The following is a 22,313-nucleotide window of genomic DNA, read 5'->3' as shown; positions in this document are numbered from 1 at the left end:
GTACGCAACTCTATTCTTTAAAAACGGTGCTTATGGACGTTTCTGATCTGCTCGACGGCTTGAATGACAAACAGCGTGAGGCGGTTGCCGCACCGCGCAGCAATCTGCTGGTGCTGGCCGGAGCAGGCAGCGGCAAAACCCGTGTGCTGGTGCACCGCATCGCCTGGCTGCTGTCGGTGGAGAACTGCTCGCCATACTCCATCATGGCGGTCACCTTCACCAATAAAGCGGCGGCTGAGATGCGTCATCGTATCGATCAGCTGATTGGCAGCGGACAGGGCGGCATGTGGATTGGCACATTCCATGGCCTGGCGCATCGCCTGCTGCGGGCGCACCATCTGGATGCCGGACTGCCGCAGGATTTTCAGATCCTCGACAGCGAAGATCAGCTGCGGCTGCTGAAGCGTCTGATTAAGTCAATGAATCTGGATGATAAGCAGTGGCCGGCACGGCAGGGCATGTGGTACATCAACGGCAAGAAAGATGAGGGCCTGCGGCCAAAACATATCGAAAGCTACAACAATCCGGTTGAGCAGACGTGGCTGCGTATTTATCAGGCCTATCAGGAGGCGTGCGATCGCGCCGGCCTGGTCGATTTTGCCGAGCTGCTGCTGCGCGCGCATGAGCTGTGGCTGCATAAGCCTCAGATCCTGAATCATTATCGCGAGCGCTTTAGCAATATTCTGGTCGATGAGTTTCAGGACACCAACAACATTCAGTATGCGTGGATCCGCATGCTGGCGGGCGACAGCAGCCGGGTAATTATTGTCGGCGATGACGATCAGTCCATCTACGGCTGGCGCGGCGCGCAGGTTGAAAATATCCAGCGCTTCCTGCAGGACTTTCCCGGGGCGGAAACTATCCGCCTGGAGCAGAACTACCGCTCCACCAACCATATCCTGAAATCTGCCAATGCCCTGATCGCCAACAACAGCGGGCGGCTTGGAAAAGAGCTCTGGACCGACGGCAGCGACGGCGAAAAGATTTCAATCTACTGCGCGTTTAACGAGCTGGATGAAGCGCGCTTTGTGGTTAACCGCATTAAAACCTGGCATGAGAACGGCAATGCGCTGCAGGATTGCGCGATTCTCTATCGCAGTAACGCCCAGTCGCGCGTGCTGGAAGAGGCGCTGCTGCAGGCCAGCATGCCCTACCGTATTTATGGCGGTATGCGCTTCTTTGAACGCCAGGAGATCAAAGATGCGCTCGCCTATCTGCGCCTGATCGCCAACCGCAACGACGACGCCGCGTTTGAACGCGTGGTCAATACGCCGACGCGCGGCGTGGGCGACAGAACGCTGGATGTGGTACGGCAGACGGCGCGCGAAAAACAGCTGACGCTGTGGCAGGCTACGCGGGAACTGCTGCAGAACCGGGCCCTGGCGGGCCGGGCGGCGTCGGCACTGCATCGCTTCTGCGAACTGGTTGATGCGCTGGCGCATGAAACCGCAGAGATGCCGCTGCATGTGCAGACCGATCGCGTGATTAAAGATTCCGGTCTGTGGCTGATGTATGAGCAGGAAAAAGGCGAAAAAGGCCAGGCGCGTATCGAGAACTTAGAGGAGCTGGTCACGGCCACCCGCCAGTTCAGCTATCAGGATGAAGATGAAGATTTGATGCCGCTGCAGGCGTTTCTATCGCACGCCGCGCTGGAGGCGGGCGAAGGTCAGGCGGATAAATGGCAGGATGCCGTACAGCTGATGACGCTACACTCGGCAAAAGGGCTGGAGTTTACTCAGGTCTTTATTGTCGGCATGGAAGAGGGCATGTTCCCGAGCCAGATGTCGCTGGATGAGGGCGGGCGTCTGGAGGAGGAGCGGCGGCTGGCCTATGTTGGCGTCACCCGGGCGATGGTCAAGCTGACGCTCACCTACGCCGAGACGCGGCGGCTTTACGGCAAGGAAGTCTATCATCGCCCGTCGCGCTTTATTGGCGAACTGCCGGAAGAGTGCGTGGAGGAAGTGCGCCTGCGCGCCAGCGTCAGCCGTCCGGTCAGCCATCAGCGCATGGGCACGCCCACCAGCAAAAGCGACAGCGGCTTTACCCTGGGTCAGCGGGTGCGCCACGCGAAGTTTGGCGAAGGCACCATTATTAATCTGGAAGGCAGCGGCGAGCACAGTCGCCTGCAGGTCGCTTTCCAGGGGCAGGGCATTAAGTGGCTGGTCGCCGCGTATGCGCGGCTGGAGGCGATGTAGCGCGGCTGCGCTACCTTGACGACTTTTTCGTCTCAGCGTAACATGCGCGCACTATTATCATGAGAGGACAATGCCTTGGACGCGCCCAGTCGATGCTGGCTCAACATCCTGTTTAGCAGGAATATCTAAGGCTACCTCTTTACGCAGGTAGCCTTAAAGGTTATCCGCGACCTCCTTTGCTTATCCGTCGCATGAGTCAGCACTGATCACACCCTGAAGCGAAAGTTTCCGCGTTAAGGCTTTGCCGTGTCCGTTACGTTTCGGACGTGACGGGCACCGCCCTGTCCCATTTGGTCTGCAATGGGGAGTATTGCTATGCTGAGCGCATTTAAACTCGAGCGCGATCGCCTGACGCGCATCGAGCTGGAAGACAACAACGATAAACTCAACACGTCGGTATGGGTCGATCTCATCGAGCCGGATGACAGCGAGCGCGAGCGCGTGCAGTCAGAGCTGGGACAGAGCCTGGCAACGCGTCCGGAGCTGGAAGATATTGAAGCCTCGGCGCGCTTCTTTGAAGATGAAGATGGCCTGCATATCCACTCGTTCTTTTTCTTTGAGGATGCTGAAGATCACGCCGGCAACTCCACCGTGGCCTTTACAATCCGCGAAGATCGCCTCTATACGCTGCGCGAGCGCGAGCTGCCAGCCTTTCGCCTTTACCGCATGCGCGCCCGCAATCAGCAGCTGACCGACGGCAACGCTTACGAGCTGCTGCTGGATCTGTTCGAGACCAAAATTGAGCAGCTGGCGGATGAGATTGAAAATATCTATAGCGCGCTGGAGAAGTTGAGCCGCGTGATTATGGAAGGCCAGCAGGGTGAAGAGTATGACGAGGCGCTGTCGCGTCTCGCCGAGCTGGAAGATATCGGCTGGAAAGTCCGTCTCTGCCTGATGGATACGCAGCGTGCGCTCAATTTCCTTGTGCGTAAGGCGCGCCTGCCAGGTAACCAGCTGGAGCAGGCACGTGAGATCCTGCGCGATATTGAATCGCTGCTGCCGCACAATGAATCCCTGTTCCAGAAGGTCAACTTTCTGATGCAGGCGGCGATGGGCTTTATCAATATCGAACAGAACCGCATTATCAAGATCTTCTCGGTGGTCTCGGTGGTGTTCCTGCCGCCAACGCTGGTGGCTTCCAGCTATGGTATGAACTTTGAGTTTATGCCTGAGCTAAAATGGAGCTTCGGCTATCCTGGCGCAATCTGCCTGATGATGCTGGCAGGCCTGGCACCTTATCTCTATTTCAAACGCAAAAACTGGCTGTGATCGTGGGGTGCCATTCATGGCGCCCTGGTTGAACACCGCACCCGTCTGACGCCAGGGGCGCATAAATGCGCCCCCTACATTTCTGTAGGGGCGCCATTCATGGCGCCCTGGTCAAACATCGCCCCCGCCTGCTGATTAAAAAACGATTTGCGCTGGCTCCGGGGGCGCAACCTGCGTAACCTGTTGAACTCTTATCTTTGTCTGATTTTGCTCATGTCACACTACTCTCTCCGCTTACAATGGATGCTGCTGGTGGTTGCATCTTTGACGCTGGGCGTTGCTCTCCAGCTGCTTCACCTGCCTGCTGCGCTGCTGCTTGGCCCGATGATTACCGGAACCGTAATGGGACTCAGCGGCGCAACGCTGCGCATCGATAAGCGGCTGTTTATTCTGGCGCAGGCGGTGCTGGGCTGCATGATCGCTCAGAGCCTGTCGCCCGCCATACTGACCCCCTTATTAAACGACTGGCCGGTGGTGCTGGCGGTATTGATCCTTACGCTGGCCGCCAGCGGTCTCTCAGGTTTTCTGCTGGTGCGCTTCAGTAACCTGCCGGGGCCTACCGGTGCCTGGGGATCGTCGCCCGGCGGCGCCTCGGCGATGGTGGCGATGGCGGGGGATTTCGGGGCTGACGTGCGGCTGGTCGCGTTTATGCAGTATCTGCGCGTGCTGTTCGTCGCCACGGCGGCGGCGGTAGTGGCGCGTATTGGTCTGGATACCAGCGGCGGTGCGACCGGACTAATCTGGTTTCCGGCGCTCGGCCACGGTTTTTTGCTGACGCTGGTGGTGATGATCGCCGGTGCCTGGCTCGGGCAGCGCCTGCGGATCCCCTCCGGTGCGCTGCTGCTGCCGGCGCTGACTGGGGCCACGCTGCAGGGGAGCGAAATCGCGACGTTGCAGGTGCCGGAGTGGCTGCTGGCGCTGGCCTATGCGCTGATTGGCTGGAGCGTCGGACTGCGCTTTACGCGCCCGATTTTCCTGCTGGCGCTGCGGACGCTGCCGCAGATGCTCGCCTCAATCCTCGGGCTGATGGTGCTGTGTGCGGCGCTGGCATGGATGCTGACGCGGGTATTGCATATTGACCTGATGACCGCCTATCTGGCTACCAGCCCGGGCGGGCTGGATACCGTCGCTATTATCGCCGCCGGCAGCCGGGTCGATATGGCGTTTGTTATGGCGCTGCAGACGCTGCGTCTGTTTACCATTCTGCTCACCGGCCCGGCACTGGCGCGCTTTATCTCACGCTTTGCGCATCCGCGTGCGGGCTGAGAAGAGTACGGCGTCAAAAATAAACACCGCCAGCGCCAGCCAGATAAAGCCAAAGGTGACCAGCTTATCGGGGGTGAGGCGCTCGCCATAAAACAGTACCGCCAGCAGAAACATCAGCGTCGGGCCAAGATACTGGAAAAAGCCCACGGTTGAGAGGCGCAGACGCGCGCAGGCTGCGGCAAACAGCATCAGCGGAATGGTGGTCAGCACGCCGGCGGTCACCAGCATCAGATTGAGGCTGAGCGGATTGGCGCTGAGATGACTGGTCGCGCTGTCGGCAATACCAAACAGATAGATCGCCGCCAGCGGGAACAGCCACAGCGTCTCGATCAGCATGCCGCTTTGTGCATCAACCTGGATCTTTTTCCGCACCAGACCATACAGCGCAAAGCTCAGCGCCAGCCCCAGCGCAATTACCGGCAGCGAGCCAAACTGCCACAGCTGCACCAGTACGCCCGCCGCCGCCAGCACAACCGCCAGCCACTGCAGACGGCGAAAGCGCTCACGCAGAAACAGCATACCCAACACCACATTAATCAGCGGATTGATAAAGTAGCCGAGGCTCGCCTCCAGCATATGCTGATTATTGACCGCCCAGATAAACAGCAGCCAGTTGCCGCCGACGGTGACGGCGGTCAGCGCCAGCAGCAGAACTTTTTTCGGCTGAGCGGCCACCTGGCGCACCTGCTTCCAGCTGCGGCTCAGCGTGATCAGGATCAGCATAAACAGCACGGACCAGATCACCCGATGGGTCATGATTTCGGCGGGCGGCACTGCCCTGACCAGTTTGAAGTAGGCCGGAGCAACGCCCCAGATAAAATAAGCGCCGAGCGCATAAAAAATGCCCTCCCGCGTTTGCTGGCTGTCCATTGTATTGTCCATAAGGCGGCGCACCGGTTGCGCTGCGTGGGTTAACCAATCAGGTAGGTGGCGGTGGCCGTAGCGATATAATCGTGCTGCTCATTATGCAGTTCAACGCGCGCCACGGCGACTTTATTACCGGCACGCAGCAGAGTGCCGGTAGCGATAAAACGCTCGCCGCGGCCCGGGCGCAGATAATCAACCCGCAGATCGATAGTGCCCATTCGCGCCAGCCGCTGCCGCAGCTCCTCTTCGCTGATGCTCTCCTGCCGCGTCAGCGCATGGCTGACGCAAACCAGCCCGGCGGTAACATCCAGTACTGAGGCAATCACGCCGCCATGCAGGATTTGCTGTGCGGCGTTGCCTACCAGCATGGTTTTATTGGCAAATGCCAGCCGGACCGTATCAGCATCAAGGTGTTCCAGTTCCAGGCCCAGCGCCTGATTAAACGGCATATGATAAACAAAAATTTCACCAATCAGCTGGCGTGCGTCCTGCTGAGTCAGCATCGGAGATGACATAGTTACGGCCTTAAGATGTTAAGAAGTTGTGTATATTATGCTGCTCCCGCGCTGCTTTCCAGTTTCAGAAATCGGCGCTGATCAACGCCCCGCTTTGCGTGTAGAATGGCCTGCTTTTTGTACCACCGCCCTGAAAACCTTCCCACGCAGCGCACTGGAGAACACTATGCGTAAGCAATACGTCATGCTGGCCGCGGCATTAACCGTTCCTGCACTGGCGCAGGCAGATGAAGCCACGATTAAAAATATTCACGACGCACCTGCGGTGAAGGGGAGCGTGATCGCAAATCTGCTGGAAAAGCATGACAATCCGTTTGTGCTTTACCCCTATGAAAACAACTACCTGCTTTACACCTACACCAGCGACATGAATAAAGAGGCGATTTCCTCTTACAACTGGGCAGACAAAGCGAAAAAAGATGAAGTAAAATTCCAGCTCAGCCTGGCGTTTCCGCTGTGGCGCGGCATTTTAGGTGATAACTCAGTACTGGCCGCCTCGTATACTCAGCGTTCATGGTGGCAGCTGTCGAATCGCGGCGCGTCGTCACCCTTCCGCGAAACGAACTATGAGCCACAGCTGTTTCTGGGCTGGGCAACGGACTACTCACTGGCAGGCTGGACGCTGCGCGATGTGGAGCTGGGCGTTAATCATCAGTCCAATGGTCGCAGCGATCCCACTTCCCGCAGCTGGAACCGCCTTTACGCCCGCCTGATGGCAGAAAACGGCAACTTCCTTGCGGAGATCAAGCCCTGGTATCGTCTGCCGGAAAGCGCCAGCAATGACGATAACCCGGACATTACCAAATACATGGGTTATTACCGCGCGAAGCTCGGCTATATGATGGGCGACAGCATTTTCAGCGTGGAAGGCAACTATAACTGGAACAGCGGCTACGGCGGCGCAACCTTCGCCTGGAGCTATCCTCTCACTGAACACGTTCGCTTTTATACGCAGCTGTTCAGCGGCTATGGCGAATCGCTTATCGACTATAACCACCGTCAGACCCGTTTAGGCGTGGGCGTAACGCTTAACGATCTGTTCTAATCAGTAAAACAGGATTACCGTGGCAATTTCGGCAGTGCACAATCAGGAAACGCTGGCGCAGCAGGTGTTACATGACACCTTCGGCTATCAGCAGTTTCGTCCGGGTCAGCAATCCATTATCGAGTCAGCGCTCTCGGGGCGCGACTGTCTGGTCGTCATGCCGACCGGCGGCGGCAAATCGATCTGTTATCAGATCCCGGCGCTGGTGCAGGACGGGCTGACACTGGTGGTCTCCCCGCTGATTTCACTGATGAAAGATCAGGTTGATCAGCTGCTGGCCAACGGCGTGGCGGCGGCGTGTCTTAACTCGACGCAGACGCGCGAACAGCAGCAGCAGGTTTTTGCCGATTGCCGTACCGGGAAGCTCAAACTGCTCTACATCGCTCCGGAACGGTTGATGATGGACAACTTCCTCGAGGGGCTGCAGCACTGGAATCCGGTGATGCTGGCCGTCGATGAAGCGCACTGTATTTCGCAGTGGGGGCATGACTTCCGGCCGGAGTATGGCGCACTCGGGCAGCTGAGGCAGCGCTTTCCGCAGTTGCCGGTGATGGCGCTGACCGCCACGGCCGATGAAACCACGCGTAACGACATTGTTCATTTGCTGCAGATGCGCGATCCGCTGATTCAGGTCAGCAGCTTTGATCGTCCTAACATTCGCTATACCCTGGTGGAGAAGTTTAAACCCACCGATCAGCTGCTGCGCTACGTACAGGAGCAGCGCGGCAAAAGCGGCATTATCTACTGCAACAGCCGGGCAAAAGTGGAAGATACCGCCGCGCGTCTGCAGAGCCGTGGTCTGAGCGTGGGCGCCTATCACGCCGGCATCGACAGCGCACAGCGCGCGCATGTGCAGGAAGCGTTTCAGCGCGACGATCTGCAGATTGTGGTCGCTACCGTGGCGTTTGGCATGGGGATCAACAAACCCAACGTACGCTTTGTGGTGCATTTTGATATCCCGCGCAACATCGAATCCTACTATCAGGAGACCGGCCGCGCCGGCCGCGATGGCCTGCCTGCTGAAGCGATGATGCTTTACGATCCGGCGGATATGGTCTGGCTACGCAAATGCCTGGAAGAGAAAGTCCCGGGGCCGCTGCAGGATATCGAGCGTCACAAGCTCAATGCGATGGGCGCGTTTGCGGAAGCGCAAACCTGCCGGCGTCTGGTACTGCTGAACTACTTTGGCGAAGGGCGTCAGCAGCCCTGCGGCAACTGTGATATCTGCCTCGATCCTCCCCGCCGCTATGACGGGCTGGTTGACGGGCAGAAAGCGCTGTCGTGCATTTACCGTACCGGCCAGCGTTTTGGCATGAGCTACATTGTGGAAGTATTGCGCGGCTCAGCCAGCCAGCGTATTCGCGATAACGGCCACGACAAACTGCCGATCTATGGCCTGGGGCGCGAGCAGAGCCTGGAGCACTGGATCAGCGTACTGCGTCAGCTCATTCACCTCGGCATGGTGACACAAAATATCGCCATGCACTCTGCGCTGCAGCTCACCGAGGCCGCGCGTCCGGTACTGCGCGCTGAAATACCGCTGATGCTTGCGGTACCGCGTACCGTGACGGCGAAAAGCCGCAGCAGTGCACCAAAAGTGTACGGCGGCAACTACGATCGCAAGCTGTTTGCCAAGCTGCGTAAGCTGCGCAAGGCGATAGCTGATGAAGAGAATATTCCGCCTTACGTGGTGTTTAATGACGCCACGCTGATTGAAATGGCGGAACAGTTGCCGGTCAGCGCGTCAGATATGCTGAGCGTAAACGGCGTAGGGCATCGCAAGCTGGAGCGCTTTGGTAAGCCGTTCCTGCTGATGATCCGGGAACATCTTGATAATGACGAATAAAGGACTAAACGCATGCTGATATTATTTGCTACCGTCGCGCTGGTGCACCTGGTTGCGCTGATGAGCCCCGGCCCTGACTTCTTTTTTGTGTCGCAAACTGCGGCCAGCCGCTCGCGTAAAGAGGCGATGATGGGCGTGCTGGGCATTACGCTGGGCATTGTTGTCTGGGCGGGCGTAGCGCTGATGGGGCTGCACCTGCTGCTGGCCAAAATGGCATGGCTGCATGAAATTATCATGGTGGGCGGCGGGCTCTATCTGCTGTGGATGGGCTGGCAGCTGCTGCGCTCGGCGCGTCAGCGCCATAAGCAGCCGCAGAGTGATGCACCCGAGGTGGAGCTGCCGAAGCGCGGCATGAGCTTTCTGAAAGGGCTGCTGACAAACCTGTCCAATCCCAAAGCCATTATCTATTTTGGCAGCGTCTTTTCGCTGTTTGTCGGTAATGATGTCGGTGCCGCGACGCGCTGGGGGCTATTCCTGCTGATTATTGCGGAAACCTTTGCATGGTTTGCGCTGGTGGCCGCTATCTTTGCCCTGCCGTGGATGCGCGAGAAGTATCAGCGCATGGCAAAGTGGGTGGATGGCATGGCGGGCGTGCTGTTTGCCGGTTTTGGCATTCACCTGATTATTTCGCGCTAGGCCCGGTCGCCTGAAACGGCGACGCTGCGCCGGGTGTGGCTGACTGCACACCCGGCCGTTTATTACGCTATTTTACGCGCGCTGGCTAACAGCGCGCCGACCGCCATAAACAATCCGCCAAAAATGCGGTTCAGCAGCTTCATCTGTCTCGGGCCTTTGATCCAGCCCGCAATGCGCGTCGCCAGCGTGGCGTAGCCAATCATCACGATGATATCGACCACAATCGTGGTCACGCCGAGAATCAGATACTGCATCAGCTGCGGCTGATGGGGCAGAATAAACTGCGGAAACAGCGCGGCGAGAAACACGATACTTTTAGGGTTGGTCAGGTTCACCAGCAGCGCGCGCTGAAACAGGTGCCGGCGCGGCATCGCTTTGGCAACGGCGTTCAGGTCGAGGCTGCCAGCGGCGCGCCACTGCTGAATACCCAGCCAGATCAGATAGGCAGCGCCGGCCCATTTGAGGATCTCAAACGCCAGCAGCGACTGTGAAAATAGCGCGCCGAGTCCGGCCCCCACCAGCACAATATGCACCGCCAGTCCGAGCTGTAAGCCGGTAATCGATACGGCCGCACCGCGATAGCCGTGGCTGATACCGGTGCTCATGGTATTGATAGCGCCTGAGCCTGGTGAAAGGCTGAGGATGGTTGTGGTAAGCAGGTAGGTTAACCACCATTCTGTCGTCATGTGTGACATTCCCTGAAGCGAGCGAAGTATGACACAATACGCCAGAAAATTGCGCTGCGCTATGGCATACCAGCAGGGCGAACTGAACTCTCCGGGAGGGGCAGATGCAGCATCACAGAGAGAGCTGGCTCAGGCGTGAACGCGCTTTTGCGGCGTTTGCTACCGGTCCGCTGCTCGACTTCTGGCGGCAGCGGGAAGAGTGTGAGTTCACCGGAACGGGCAATCTTACTCTCCGCTATGTACGTTTTACTGCGCCACACCACACGCGCGTGATCCTGATTGTGCCGGGGCGTATTGAAAGCTATATCAAATACCCGGAGCTGGCATACGACCTGTTTCACTGCGGCTACGATGTGGTGATTATTGACCATCGCGGGCAGGGGCGCTCTGAGCGGCTGCTGGCAGATTCGCACCGCGGACACGTGGTGGAGTTCAGCGATTATGTTGACGATCTGGAGACGCTCTACCTGAAAGAGATTGTCAGCCAGCATTATCAGCAGCGCTATGTCCTCGCTCACTCAATGGGCGGTGCGATTGTCGCGCTGTTTCTGGCCCGGCAGCCGCGGGCATTTCATGCGGCGGTGCTGTGCGCACCTATGTTTGGCATTGTGCTGCCGCTGCCGCCCTTTCTGGCGCACCGTATTCTTGACTGGGCAGAGAAGCGGCCGGCGCTGCGCGACGGATACGCCCTTGGTACCGGACGCTGGCGCGCGCATCCGTTTGGCATTAACCGCCTGACGCACAGCCGCGAGCGCTATCGACGCAATCTGCGCTTTTATGCTGACGATCCGGCTATTCGCGTCGGCGGTCCGACCTATCACTGGGTGCGTGAAGGCGTGCAGGCCGGACGCAATATCATGCGTCAGGCGGCAAATATCACCACGCCGCTGCTGCTGCTGCAGGCGAGTGAAGATGATGTGGTGGACAACCGTTCACAGGATCTCTTCTGCCAGGCGCTGGCGGCAGCCGGGCATCCCTGTGACGGTAACGCACCGCGCGTCATTGAAGGCGCGCGACATGAAATTCTGTTTGAATCAGATGCAATGCGCGCCGAAGCGCTCAATGCCACCGTGGATTTTTTTGCCCGTCATCTCAGCTGACGTTATTTCCGTTATTACAACCCGAGGTTTCCATGTTTCACATCGTTGCATCCGATCTGGATGGCACGCTGCTCTCGCCGCAACATCGTCTGACGCCGTTTGCCCGTACCACGCTGCAGGCGCTGGTGGCGCGTGATATCCATTTTGTTTTTGCCACCGGCCGCCACCATATCGACGTGGGACAGATGCGCGACAAGCTTGGCATTCCGGCGTATATGATCACCTCCAACGGCGCGCGCGTGCATAACGCCGCAGGCGAGCTGATTTTCAGCCACAATCTTGACGGCGATATCGCCAGCGAGCTTTACGCCCTGAAATATCAGGATGAAAACATCCTGACCCATGTTTATCGCGATGATGAGTGGTTTATGAACCGTCACCATCCCGATGAGCAGGACTATTTTCAGGAGTCGGAGTTTATGTATCAGCTCTATGAGCCGGGAATATTGCCCACCGATGGCATCAGCAAAGTCTTCTTCACCTGCAGCGATCCGGCTCGTCTGCTGCCGCTGGAGCAGGCGATTGAAGCGCGCTGGGGCGATCGCGTTAACGTCAGTTTCTCGCTGCCAACCTGTCTGGAAGTGATGGCGGGCGGCGTGTCGAAGGGGCACGCGCTGGAGGCTGTGGCAAAACAGCTGGGGCATTCGCTGAAAGCGTGCATCGCATTCGGCGATGGCATGAATGATGTTGAGATGCTGAGTATGGCCGGTAAAGGGTGCATTATGCACAACGGTCAGCAGCGCCTGAAGGATACGCTGCCGTCGCTGGAGATCATTGGCAGCAATGCGGACGATGCGGTGCCGCACACGCTGCGTAAACTCTTTCTGGAGTAAAAAAACGGGCCGGTCTCTCCCGGCCCGCCTCGCTTATCCGAGCTGTTTCTTATGCTTATGTTCGTTGATCATGGTGAGCAGCAGCAGCACCACTGCCAGCACCGAGCCGGCGATCATCACCATAAACCCGCCATCCCAGCCGAAGAAATCAACGGTATAGCCAACGATAGCGCTGGCTGCCACGGAGCCACCCAGATAACCGAACAGGCCGGTAAAGCCCGCTGCGGTGCCGGCGGCCTTCTTCGGTGCCAGTTCCAGCGCGTGCAGGCCAATCAGCATCACCGGGCCGTAGATCAGAAAGCCAATCACAATCATACAGAGCATATCGATGCCCGGATTGCCCGGCGGGTTAAGCCAGTAGATCACGGTAGCGATTGTCACCAGCGTCATAAAGAACACGCCGGTCGCGCCGCGATTGCCTCTGAACACTTTGTCTGACATCCAGCCGCACAGCAGCGTACCGGGAATGCCCGCATACTCATACAGGAAGTAGGCCCAGGAGGATTTATCCAGCGTAAAGTGTTTCACCTCTTTCAGATAGGTCGGCGACCAGTCGAGGATGCCGTAGCGCAGCAGATAGACAAAGACGTTTGCCAGCGCGATATACCACAGAAGCTTATTGGGCAGGATGTACTGCATAAAGATCTGCTTTGCGGTCAGCTCCTGCTCATGGTCCTCGCTGTAATCAGGCGGATAGTCATTTTTCCACGCTTCAATCGGCGGCAGACCGCATGATTGCGGTGTATCGCGCATCATGGCAAACGCAAACAGCGCGATCAGAATGGCGCCAAACGCGGGCATATAGAGCGCCGCTTTCCAGTCGTTAAACCACGCCATACCGAGCAGGAACAGCAGTGGCGGGATACCGCCTCCGACGTTATGCGCGCAGTTCCACACGGAAACAATGCCGCCGCGCTCTTTCTGTGACCACCAGTGCACCATGGTGCGGCCACACGGCGGCCAGCCCATTCCCTGGAACCAGCCACACAGGAACAGCAGCACAAACATCACCATAATGCTGGAGGTCGCCCAGGGCACGAAGCCCATAAACAGCATGACCGAGGCGGCAAGAATCAGGCCCGCCGGCAGAAAAACGCGAGGGTTTGAGCGATCGGAAACAGAACCCATGATAAATTTGGAAAAGCCGTACGCAATAGAGATGCCGGAGAGGGCAAACCCTAAATCCCCGCGCGAGAACCCCTGTTCAACCAGATAGGGCATCGCCAGCGCGAAGTTTTTGCGTACCAGATAGTAAGCCGCATAGCCGAAGAAGATCCCGAGGAAGATCTGCCAGCGCAGCCGGCGATACAGTGGATCAACACGATCGTCAGCGACCTGAGGCCGATGCGGTGCAGGTTTAAAAATACTCAGCATGAGTGTGGCCCTCCGGGGCGCAGAATAGTTATGAATTTCCCAGCAGGTTGGGGCAGAAATACGCATAAGCGCAAAGGAAACCTGGTGTTTCCATATCGCGCAAAGGATAGAGATGGTTGCTGCACGTTACTGTGACGTGTGACACATATGTTACAGTTTTATGACAATCAGGAGCGAAAAAAACCAGGAAATGTTGGATTTCGCGCATTTTGCCAGGTTTTAAGCCGGTGTTCATGCGCATTCTGACCAGAGCCTGTGTCAGGAGGTAACAGCTGACCAGCGCGTATCGCCAGCTGTCCGTCACAAGCGGGCAAAATATGCTCAGTTGTAAACCAGATTATTCAGCTGGTTCATGCAGGTTTGATTACACTAGCGCCTCTGTTTATCGGGGAATGGTGTGCCGTGCTGTTACTTATTATCACCACTGTATTGTGGGCTTTTTCTTTTAGCCTGATCGGCGAATATCTGGCCGGCCAGGTGGATAGCTGGTTTTCCGTGTTGATGCGCCTGGGCCTGGCCGCGCTGGTTTTTCTGCCGTTTTTGCGCTGGCGCGGCTACCGGGCATCAACGCTGCTGCTTTATATGCTGGTGGGAATGCTGCAGCTCGGCATTATGTATCTGCTCAGTTTTGAAGCCTATCTCTACCTGAGTGTATCTGAGTTCCTGCTGTTTACGGTGATGACGCCGCTCTATATTACGCTGATTTATGACCTGCTGAGCCGGCGTCCGCTGCGCATCGGCTACGCCTTCAGCGCGCTGCTGGCGGTAGCGGGGGCAGCCATTATTCGCTATGACAAAGTCAGCGATCATTTCTGGCTGGGTCTGCTGCTGGTGCAGGCGGCGAATCTCTGCTTTGCTGTCGGCATGGTGGGATACAAACGGCTGCAGGAGACGCGGCCCATGCCGCAGCATACGGCGTTCTCCTGGTTCTATCTCGGAGCGGTGCTGATTGCCGCGCTGGCCTGGTCGCTGTGGGGCAATCCGCAGAAGCTGCCCACGACCACGCTGCAGTGGAGCGTGCTGATATGGCTGGGCGTTGCCGCATCCGGGCTGGGCTATTTTATGTGGAACTATGGAGCCACGCAGGTGGATGCCGGCACGCTGGGCATTATGAACAATATGCATGTTCCGGCGGGGCTGCTGGTAAATCTGGCGATCTGGCAGGAGAAGCCGCACTGGCCGAGCTTTATTGCGGGCGCTGCGGTGATCTTCGCTTCACTCTATGTGCATAAACGCTGGGTGATCGGCAGGCGTCACGCCTGAGCACGTGGCGGGCGCAGCCTGCAGGCTGCGCCGTGCGATCAGCTTTTCTTCGCCGGCGTTCCCGGACGCTGGATAAGCGTTAATCCTTTCAGGAAATTACGCAGGATTTGATCGCCACATTCGCGGTAGTTCTTGTGATCCGGATTGCGGAAGATAGCGCCGATTTCGCCCTGCGAAACCTTGAAGTTGGCTTTCAGCAGGATGTCGGGAATATCAGTGGTTTTCAGCGCAAACGCGATACGCAGTTTCTTCAGAAAGATGTTATTGCTCATGCGGCGTTCAACAGAGGGTGCCGGCGCATCGTCGCTTTTACCGCGCCGGTAGTAGATCAGGCCGTTGAGGAAATAGCCCATCAGTACATCAGGCAGTTTGCGAAACGCGGCGTCATCCTCTTTTTTCAGCCAGGCCTGCACATCCTCCAGCGGCACATCGCTTCCCGCAAGGGCAAAAATCTCCACCACTTTGCTATCGCTCAGATCGAGCATATAGCGCACGCTGCGCAGAACATCGTTATTGGTCATGGTGAAACTCTCCGGGTATGCAGTAAGGGCGGCGCATTATAGTGCAGGCGGGGCGGGGATAACAGCGCGGCGCGCGCACGCCGCGCCGGACCATCAGGATGCGCCGGGTAATACCGCGCCCGGCTGCGAAGCGTCGCGCACAAACGGCAGGTGATCGCAGGCGTGCTGGCGGGCAAAGCGCACAAAGGCTTCCAGTACCGGCTGACGCTGTTCGCCTTCGCGTACGGCGGCGTAGAGCCGGCTCCAGAGACCGTCGCCCAGCGTTTTGGTGACGACCAGCCCCTGCTTTTCAAAGTTCTCAACCACCCAGTGCGGCAGGGCGGCGATCCCCATCTGCGCCGAAACCATCTGAATCAGCAGCAGCGTATTATCCACGCTTTTCAGCGCCGGGCTGACGCCGGCGGGCTGCAGAAAGTGACGCCAGACATCCAGCCGCTGGCGCTGTACCGGGTAGATCATCAGAACTTCATCAGCGAAATCCTGCGGCGTAATATGCGTGCGCTGCGCCAGCGGATGATCGGGTGCCAGCACCAGCCGCATCTCAAAATCAAACATCGGCGTATAAAACAGCCCGCTGCGCGGCAGAATATCTGAGGTCAGTACCACATCAAGCTCGCCCTGCTGCAGCGCCGGCTGCGGATCAAAGGTGACGCCGGATTTAAAATCCATCACCACCTGCGGCCAGCTTTTGCGGAAGTTATTCAGCGCAGGCGTCAGCCACTGAATACAGCTGTGGCATTCAATAGCGATGCGCAGTGTGGCCTGCTGCTGTGGCTCATGACACGCCTGCAGCGCCTGCTGGATCTGCGGCAGTACCTGCTCTGCCAGCTGCAGTAAAATCTCACCCTGCGGCGTAAAGCGCAGCGGCTGGCTTTTACGCACAAACAGCCGGAAGCCAAGGCGCTGCTCCAGATCGCTGAACTGATGCGATAAGGCAGACTGCGTCTGGTGCAGCTGCGCCGCAGCGGCGGCGAGCGAGCCGGTGTTGTGTAACGCCTGCAGCGTTCGCAGGTGTTTGAGTTCGATCATGAGAATCCTTCACAGCGGGACAAAACGAATAACGCGGTAAGCTATACACTACCCGCAGATTGTGGCGGTGTAAACATCTGGATGGCTAAATGGGATGGGCTGCTGTGCGCAGAGGCAGCAAACGCGGGCGTCAAAAGCAGAACGTGCATGAAAAAGGGCGCCTCAGCGCCCCGGATAACGTTATGCGCTGGGGGCTACCCCATACTGTTTGAACCACGCCAGCATACGCTGCCAGCCATCCCGGGCCGATTCTGCATGGTAGCCTGGACGATAATCGGCGTTAAACGCGTGACCGGCATCCGGATAGACCACAATTTCCGCTTTGGCATTGGCGGCATGCAGCGCCTGACGCATTTTATCGATACTCTCCAGCGGAATACCCTCATCCTGCCCGCCATACAGGCCGAGCACCGGCGCGTTCAGATCGACGGCGACATCAATCGGATGCTTCTGCTGCTTCAGCGTTTTTTCTCCTTCCAGGCGGCCATACCACGCCGCTGCGGCACGCACCTGAGGATTGTGTGCGGCAAACAGCCAGCTGATACGCCCGCCCCAGCAGAAGCCGGTAATCGCCAGACGACGAATATCGCCATCGTGCCGTGCAGCCCAGTTTGCCGCATGATCGAGATCGGCAAGCACCTGGCTGTCGGGCACTTTGCTCACCAGCTCGCTGAGCAGCGTCGGGATATCGTGATACTCCTGCGGATCGCCTTCGCGGAAATAGAGTTCCGGTGCCACTGCGAGGTAGCCCTCCAGTGCCAGGCGGCGACACAGATCGCGGATATGCTCATGTACGCCGAAAATCTCCTGAACCACCAGTACCACCGGCAGCGTACCGCTGAATGATTTAGGTCGTGCGTACCAGGCGGGCAGATTTTCCCCCTGGCTGGGAATTGAGGTCTCGCCACACTGAATCGCATCGCTTTGGGTAATGATTGTGCTGCTGGCGGCGGGCTGCGCCGCTGAGGCGAAGCCACCCGGGGTCGATTCTTGTGCCATATTTTCTGTGGTTTTCATGGTTCTCTCCGTGCTGGCAGGTGCGCAATCAGGTAACTATAGCCTGGTCATGATGGCCGGATGGTTACAGGGTAAAAGGAACAGATTCTCAGATGCGGCTTCTGTATTAACATTGCCGCTGAAGCTTACGCAGCACCATGCCGGATAAATGTGTGAAACGGCGCGTTATATTGTGACAAAAATCACAAATAGTGCGGTTGGTAATGTAACTTTCATTATTTGAAGTGAGAGATATCACATATTTGTCGCGCTGCCTCACGTAGAGTGCGCGTCACAATACTTAATTAGCAGGAGTCTGATATGACCCAGTCTGACGTTTTCCACCTTGGTATCACTAAAGCTGACCTGAAAGGCGCTACGCTGGCGATCGTCCCGGGCGACCCGGAGCGGGTGAAAAAAATCGCGGCGCTGATGGAGAATCCGCAGCATCTGGCGTCGCATCGTGAATTCACCACCTGGCTGGCGGAGATCGACGGCAAGCCGGTAGTGGTCTGCTCAACCGGTATCGGTGGTCCTTCAACCTCAATTGCGGTAGAGGAGCTGGCGCAGCTCGGCGTCCGGACCTTCCTGCGCGTCGGCACCACCGGTGCCATTCAGCCGCACATTAACGTTGGTGACGTGCTGGTGACGACCGCCTCAGTACGCCTGGATGGCGCCAGCCTGCACTTTGCTCCGATGGAATTCCCGGCCGTGGCCGATTTTGCCTGTACCACGGCGCTGGTCGCGGCGGCAGAAGAGTGCGGCGCGCGTACCCATATCGGCATCACTGCCTCTTCTGACACCTTCTATCCGGGGCAGGAGCGTTACGACACCTTCTCTGGTCGCGTGGTCAATCGCTTCCAGGGCTCCATGCAGGAGTGGCAGGCGATGGGCGTACTTAACTATGAGATGGAATCCGCTACACTGTTAACCATGTGCGCCAGTCAGGGACTGCGTGCCGGCATGGTGGCTGGCGTCATTGTGAACCGTACGCAAAAAGAGATCCCGGACGCGGCAACCATGAAGCAGACCGAGAGCGACGCTGTGAAAATTGTGGTGGAAGCCGCGCGTCGCTTACTGTAGCGCGCCAGTTGGCAATGGATGCGGGACCCGCCTCACAGGGAACTCAGCCGCTGACGAATCAGGATGCGCACCTATTCAGCGAACTCTGGGATCCCTTTTATGCGCAAAACCTTCTCCGCTCCCCGTTCCGCCGCTGTCAATAATCCCGCTGCTGCGCAGGCGCGCGTTGAACACGCCGCCACGCAGTTTCGCCAGGCGATGGCCGACGGCGACTACGCGCAGGCGCGTCAGTGCTGTGAAGCGGTATTGCGGGTAATGCCGAACCATATGCAGGTGCTCAGCGACTATGCACTGACGCTGATGCGCACCGGCGACTATAAAAAATCGTACAAAATCTATCAGAAAATCTGCCAGGCGCCTGACGCACAGCGTGCACAGGCTTCGGAAACCTGGCTGGATGGCCTGACCGAGGTCTGTGGCTGGCTGGATAAGCCGGATGAGGTGGCACGCTACGGCCTGGCTTCGCTGATGCACTCCGATGCGCGCTTTTCTGCCGGACAAAAGCACCCGTTTCCGGCTGATGTGCCGCCGGCGTTTAACCCGCACAACCCGGCGGAAAACAGTATTGCGTTCAGCCTGTATGGCAACCAGCCGCGCTACTGCGAAACGCTGATTAAAAACGTTGAAGTGGCGCGCGAGCTCTATCCGGCATGGCAGTGTCGCGTCTATCTGGATGAAAGCGTGCCGCAGCATGTCTGGCAGCGCCTGCAGCACGCCGGCGCGCAGCTGGTGGATATGTCGCACGAAAAAGAGATTCAGCCTACGCTCTGGCGCTTTCTGGTAATGGATGACCCCACGGTCAGGCGCTTTATCATTCGCGACGCCGACTCGCTGCTGTCAGAGCGCGAAGCTGCGGCCGTGCAGGCCTGGCTCGACTCGCCGTTCTGGTTTCATCATATGCGTGACTACTTTACCCATACCGAACTGCTGCTGGCCGGAATGTGGGGCGGCTGTCACGGCGTCGTCCGCAACCTTGCGCAGCAGATGCGCGACTTTATGGCGCGCTACACCGGCAATCAGCGCTTCACCGATCAATATTTCCTCAAAGTGGCGCTGTGGCCCACCGTTCGTGCCAGCCTGCTCAGTCATGACGATCTTTTTCATTTTCATCAGGCGCAGCCGTGGCCCGCTCACGCCCCCGTTCGCTGGCAGACAGAACATTTTCATGTCGGCAGTAACGCCGGCTATGCCAGCATGACCGGTAAGGCCACTGCCCCCTGCAACGGTGCGCAGCAGGTTGAACTCGCCTGTGGCGGCCAGAGCTGGTGTTATCCGGCGCGCGTGGTGAATGAGAGTGAATGGGTGCTGCCGATGCCGTTTTTCCTGATCGATGCCTGGAAAGCGGGCGAACTCACGGTCAGAGCCTGCTGACCTCCTGCGGCCTGGCGTTCAGAGATTTCAGTAGACATTCCTCCAGGCCAACTTTACCTTTCCCCTGAGCATCGCGAGGGGCGGGGGGATCATGGATCAGCAACTTATTATTACGCTTGTACTGGCACTGGCCGGTCTGGGTATCGGCTGGCTGCTGGCGCAGCTGCGTGCCGGTCAGCAGCACGCCAGCCTGACCGCGGAGCATCGCCTGCTGGAAGCGGCGCAGCAGCGTCAGCAGCGCGAACAGGAACAGCTGCAGCTGCAGCTCCGGCAGCGTGAACAGGAGCTGCGGCAGCTGCATGGCACCCTGAGCGGGGCGCAGGAGCGCCTGCAGCAGCTGGATTACTGGCGTGCTGAAAGTGAACAGCTCAGCCGCGAGCTGCGTAATCAGCTGGAGGTCAACAGCGCACAGGAAGCGGAGCTGCGCGAGGTGACTATCCGGCTGGAGGAGACGCGCTTTGCCGCTGAAGAGAAGCAGCGGCTGCTGACCAGCAGCGAGCAGCGTCTGAGCGCCCAGTTTGAGAATCTTGCGAACCGCATTTTTGAAAACAGCGGTCGCCGTGTTGATGAGCAAAATCGTCAGAGTCTTAACAGCCTGATTGCGCCGCTGCGCGATCAGCTGGATGGCTTTCGCCGTCAGGTCAATGAGAGTTTTGGTCAGGAGGCGCGTGAGCGTCATACGTTAACGTATGAGATCCGCCAGCTGCAGCAGCTCAATGCACAAATGGCGCAGGAGGCGTTAAACCTGACCAAAGCGCTGAAAGGCGACAACAAGATTCAGGGTAACTGGGGCGAAGTGGTGCTCAGTCGGGTACTGGAAGCGTCCGGCCTGCGTGAGGGGTATGAGTATGAAACCCAGGTTAACATCGCGCTGGAGCAGGGGCGCATGCAGCCCGACGTGATTGTCCGGCTGCCGCAGGGCAAAGATGTGGTGGTGGATGCCAAGATGACGCTGGTCGCGTATGAGCGCTACTTTAACGCTGAGGATGATGCCGCACGGGAGCTGGCTATTCAGGACCATGTTGCGGCGATGCGCGGTCATATTCGTCTGCTGGGGCGAAAAGATTATCAACAATTACCCGGTTTACGCTCGCTGGATTATGTGCTGATGTTTATACCGGTGGAGCCGGCGTTTTTGCTGGCCATCGATCGGCAGCCTGAGCTGATTAGCGAGGCGCTGCAGCAGAATATCATGCTGGTCAGTCCGACTACGCTGCTGGTGGCGCTGCGTACTATCAATAATCTGTGGCGCTATGAGCATCAGAGCCGCAACGCCCAGCGGATTGCCGATCGCGCCGCACGGCTCTATGACAAAATGCGGCTGTTTGTCGATGACATGAGCGGCATCGGACATAATCTGGACAAGGCGCAGCAGAGCTATCAGCAGGCGATGAAAAAGCTGGCAGAAGGGCGCGGCAATCTTATCGCCCAGAGCGAGGCGTTTAAGTCGCTGGGAGTCGAAGTTAAGCGGCCCATTAATCCGCAGCTGGTGCAGCAGGCGCTGCCGGATGAAGCGGATGAGCGCTGGGCAGAGGATGATGCGGAAACGGCAGCGGAAGTGCGCCGTATCAATGAATAACCGGCGGCAACGTGCTCGGATCGCGCGACTCTGATACACTTCGGAGAGAATTATTTGTGGAACAGGTAAAACCGATGGCAGATGAATCACAGCAGGAAACTACTCACTTTGGCTTCCAGACCGTAGCAAAAAGTGAAAAGGCCGATAAAGTCGCGGACGTGTTTCATTCCGTTGCGGCAAAATATGACCTGATGAACGATTTGATGTCGTTCGGCGTCCATCGCGTATGGAAGCGTTTTACCATTGACAGCAGCGGCGTGCGTCGCGGTCAGCGCGTGCTCGACCTGGCAGGCGGCACGGGCGATCTCACGGCGAAATTTTCCCGTCTGGTGGGTGAAACCGGGCAGGTGGTTCTGGCGGATATTAACAGCTCGATGCTGAAAATGGGCCGTGAAAAGCTGCGTAATCTTGGGGTCACCGGCAACGTCAGCTATGTGCAGGCGAATGCGGAAGCTCTGCCGTTCCCGGATAACTATTTTGACTGCATCACCATCTCGTTTGGCCTGCGCAACGTCACGGAAAAAGAGAAAGCGCTGGCTTCAATGTTTCGCGTGCTGAAGCCGGGCGGTCGTCTGCTGGTGCTGGAGTTTTCTAAGCCGGTGCTGGATCCGCTGAGCAAGGCGTATGACGCCTATTCATTCCATATTCTGCCGCGTATCGGGCAGCTGGTGGCGAATGACGCAGAGAGCTATCGCTATCTGGCTGAATCTATTCGTATGCATCCCGATCAGGAGACCCTGAAAGCGATGATGAACGACGCCGGTTTTGAAAACAGCACGTATCACAACATGACTGGCGGCATTGTCGCGCTGCATCGTGGCTTTAAGTTCTGAGTGACC

21 protein-coding genes are annotated in these 22,313 nt (G+C 57.9%); 14 read left to right on the top strand and 7 right to left on the bottom strand.

From position 1 onward, the window contains the following. Window positions 1–32: 32 nt before the first annotated feature. From uvrD to C1Y41_RS15980, 4 genes are all read left to right on the top strand, one after another. Window positions 33–2,195: a DNA helicase II gene (gene uvrD / locus C1Y41_RS15990; RefSeq protein WP_104085900.1), complete on the top strand. Its 2,163-nt coding sequence runs from the start codon at window positions 33–35 to the stop codon at window positions 2,193–2,195. 75 nt (window positions 2,196–2,270) lie between these two features. Next, window positions 2,271–2,324, top strand: a complete 54-nt coding sequence (gene ysgD / locus C1Y41_RS20470) for a YsgD/CorL family protein (protein WP_349919670.1) — start codon at window positions 2,271–2,273, stop codon at window positions 2,322–2,324. 186 nt (window positions 2,325–2,510) lie between these two features. After that, window positions 2,511–3,464, top strand: a complete 954-nt coding sequence (gene corA / locus C1Y41_RS15985; RefSeq protein WP_039381760.1) for a magnesium/cobalt transporter CorA — start codon at window positions 2,511–2,513, stop codon at window positions 3,462–3,464. Window positions 3,465–3,677: 213 nt separating this feature from the next. Then, window positions 3,678–4,730 carry an AbrB family transcriptional regulator gene (locus tag C1Y41_RS15980; protein WP_039381762.1) on the top strand — a complete coding sequence of 351 codons (1,053 nt, stop codon included), beginning with the start codon at window positions 3,678–3,680 and terminating at the stop codon, window positions 4,728–4,730. On the opposite strand, the gene rarD is transcribed toward C1Y41_RS15980, so the two are convergent. Next, window positions 4,701–5,600, bottom strand: a complete 900-nt coding sequence (gene rarD, locus C1Y41_RS15975) for an EamA family transporter RarD (RefSeq protein WP_104085853.1) — start codon at window positions 5,598–5,600, stop codon at window positions 4,701–4,703. The genes C1Y41_RS15980 and rarD overlap by 30 nt on opposite strands. 41 nt (window positions 5,601–5,641) lie before the next feature. After that, window positions 5,642–6,112 (bottom strand): thioesterase family protein, encoded by a 471-nt coding sequence (locus tag C1Y41_RS15970; protein WP_039381765.1) that lies wholly within the window; start codon window positions 6,110–6,112, stop codon window positions 5,642–5,644. 166 nt (window positions 6,113–6,278) lie between these two features. Here C1Y41_RS15970 and pldA point away from each other — a divergent pair, with 166 nt between their 5' ends. From pldA to rhtC, 3 genes are read left to right on the top strand one after another with little or no spacing between them, the layout of a single operon-like run. Continuing rightward, complete coding sequence (gene pldA, locus C1Y41_RS15965; RefSeq protein ID WP_039381766.1) at window positions 6,279–7,157, top strand: phospholipase A; 879 nt, start codon at window positions 6,279–6,281, stop codon at window positions 7,155–7,157. A 19-nt stretch (window positions 7,158–7,176) separates the two neighbouring features. Further along, entirely contained in the window at window positions 7,177–9,003 is a 1,827-nt protein-coding gene (gene recQ / locus C1Y41_RS15960; protein ID WP_039381770.1) for an ATP-dependent DNA helicase RecQ, read from the top strand. 12 nt (window positions 9,004–9,015) lie between these two features. Continuing rightward, window positions 9,016–9,639: a threonine export protein RhtC gene (gene rhtC / locus C1Y41_RS15955; protein ID WP_104085852.1), complete on the top strand. Its 624-nt coding sequence runs from the start codon at window positions 9,016–9,018 to the stop codon at window positions 9,637–9,639. A 62-nt stretch (window positions 9,640–9,701) separates the two neighbouring features. Here the strand turns inward: rhtC and rhtB are convergent, their stop codons facing one another. Then, entirely contained in the window at window positions 9,702–10,325 is a 624-nt protein-coding gene (rhtB, locus tag C1Y41_RS15950) for a homoserine/homoserine lactone efflux protein (RefSeq protein ID WP_094111154.1), read from the bottom strand. Between the two features lie 104 nt (window positions 10,326–10,429). Between rhtB and pldB the strand changes: the two genes are divergently transcribed. Further along, a complete protein-coding gene (gene pldB, locus C1Y41_RS15945) occupies window positions 10,430–11,425 on the top strand; it encodes a lysophospholipase L2 (protein ID WP_104085851.1) in 996 nt (331 codons plus the stop codon). A gap of 32 nt (window positions 11,426–11,457) precedes the next feature. Next, window positions 11,458–12,258 carry a sugar/pyridoxal phosphate phosphatase YigL gene (gene yigL / locus C1Y41_RS15940; RefSeq protein ID WP_094111152.1) on the top strand — a complete coding sequence of 267 codons (801 nt, stop codon included), beginning with the start codon at window positions 11,458–11,460 and terminating at the stop codon, window positions 12,256–12,258. 33 nt (window positions 12,259–12,291) lie between these two features. On the opposite strand, the gene glpT is transcribed toward yigL, so the two are convergent. Continuing rightward, window positions 12,292–13,632: a glycerol-3-phosphate transporter gene (gene glpT / locus C1Y41_RS15935; RefSeq protein ID WP_071668204.1), complete on the bottom strand. Its 1,341-nt coding sequence runs from the start codon at window positions 13,630–13,632 to the stop codon at window positions 12,292–12,294. A gap of 402 nt (window positions 13,633–14,034) precedes the next feature. On the opposite strand from glpT, the gene C1Y41_RS15930 reads away from it, so the two are divergent. Further along, window positions 14,035–14,895, top strand: coding sequence for a carboxylate/amino acid/amine transporter (locus tag C1Y41_RS15930; protein WP_039385681.1), 861 nt, complete (start codon window positions 14,035–14,037; stop codon window positions 14,893–14,895). A gap of 38 nt (window positions 14,896–14,933) precedes the next feature. Here C1Y41_RS15930 and C1Y41_RS15925 read toward each other — a convergent pair whose 3' ends face one another. The 3 genes from C1Y41_RS15925 to C1Y41_RS15915 form a co-directional block, all read right to left on the bottom strand. Next, window positions 14,934–15,416 (bottom strand): DUF1456 family protein, encoded by a 483-nt coding sequence (locus tag C1Y41_RS15925; protein WP_071668203.1) that lies wholly within the window; start codon window positions 15,414–15,416, stop codon window positions 14,934–14,936. Between the two features lie 93 nt (window positions 15,417–15,509). Next, the gene (metR, locus tag C1Y41_RS15920; protein ID WP_039381784.1) at window positions 15,510–16,445 is read right to left on the bottom strand and encodes an HTH-type transcriptional regulator MetR; all 936 of its coding nucleotides are present in this window, start codon (window positions 16,443–16,445) and stop codon (window positions 15,510–15,512) included. 180 nt (window positions 16,446–16,625) lie between these two features. After that, on the bottom strand, window positions 16,626–17,462 hold the full coding sequence (locus C1Y41_RS15915; protein ID WP_104085850.1) for a dienelactone hydrolase family protein: 837 nt from the start codon (window positions 17,460–17,462) through the stop codon (window positions 16,626–16,628). 300 nt (window positions 17,463–17,762) lie between these two features. On the opposite strand from C1Y41_RS15915, the gene udp reads away from it, so the two are divergent. The 4 genes from udp (at window position 17,763) to ubiE (ending at window position 22,307) form a co-directional block, all read left to right on the top strand. Continuing rightward, window positions 17,763–18,524, top strand: a complete 762-nt coding sequence (gene udp / locus C1Y41_RS15910) for a uridine phosphorylase (protein ID WP_039381790.1) — start codon at window positions 17,763–17,765, stop codon at window positions 18,522–18,524. 99 nt (window positions 18,525–18,623) lie between these two features. Continuing rightward, window positions 18,624–19,895 (top strand): lipopolysaccharide assembly protein LapB, encoded by a 1,272-nt coding sequence (locus tag C1Y41_RS15905; protein ID WP_104085849.1) that lies wholly within the window; start codon window positions 18,624–18,626, stop codon window positions 19,893–19,895. Between the two features lie 91 nt (window positions 19,896–19,986). Then, a complete protein-coding gene (gene rmuC, locus C1Y41_RS15900) occupies window positions 19,987–21,474 on the top strand; it encodes a DNA recombination protein RmuC (RefSeq protein ID WP_104085848.1) in 1,488 nt (495 codons plus the stop codon). 74 nt (window positions 21,475–21,548) lie between these two features. Continuing rightward, window positions 21,549–22,307 carry a bifunctional demethylmenaquinone methyltransferase/2-methoxy-6-polyprenyl-1,4-benzoquinol methylase UbiE gene (gene ubiE / locus C1Y41_RS15895; protein ID WP_039381797.1) on the top strand — a complete coding sequence of 253 codons (759 nt, stop codon included), beginning with the start codon at window positions 21,549–21,551 and terminating at the stop codon, window positions 22,305–22,307. The last annotated feature ends 6 nt before the right edge of the window (window positions 22,308–22,313 follow it).

The sequence above is a fragment of the Pantoea sp. ICBG 1758 genome, assembly GCF_002928325.1.
In the GTDB taxonomy this organism is placed as follows: domain Bacteria; phylum Pseudomonadota; class Gammaproteobacteria; order Enterobacterales; family Enterobacteriaceae; genus Pantoea; species Pantoea eucrina.
The sequence above is the reverse complement of the archived record's forward strand: the minus strand, read 5'-3'. Positions and strand labels throughout refer to the sequence as shown.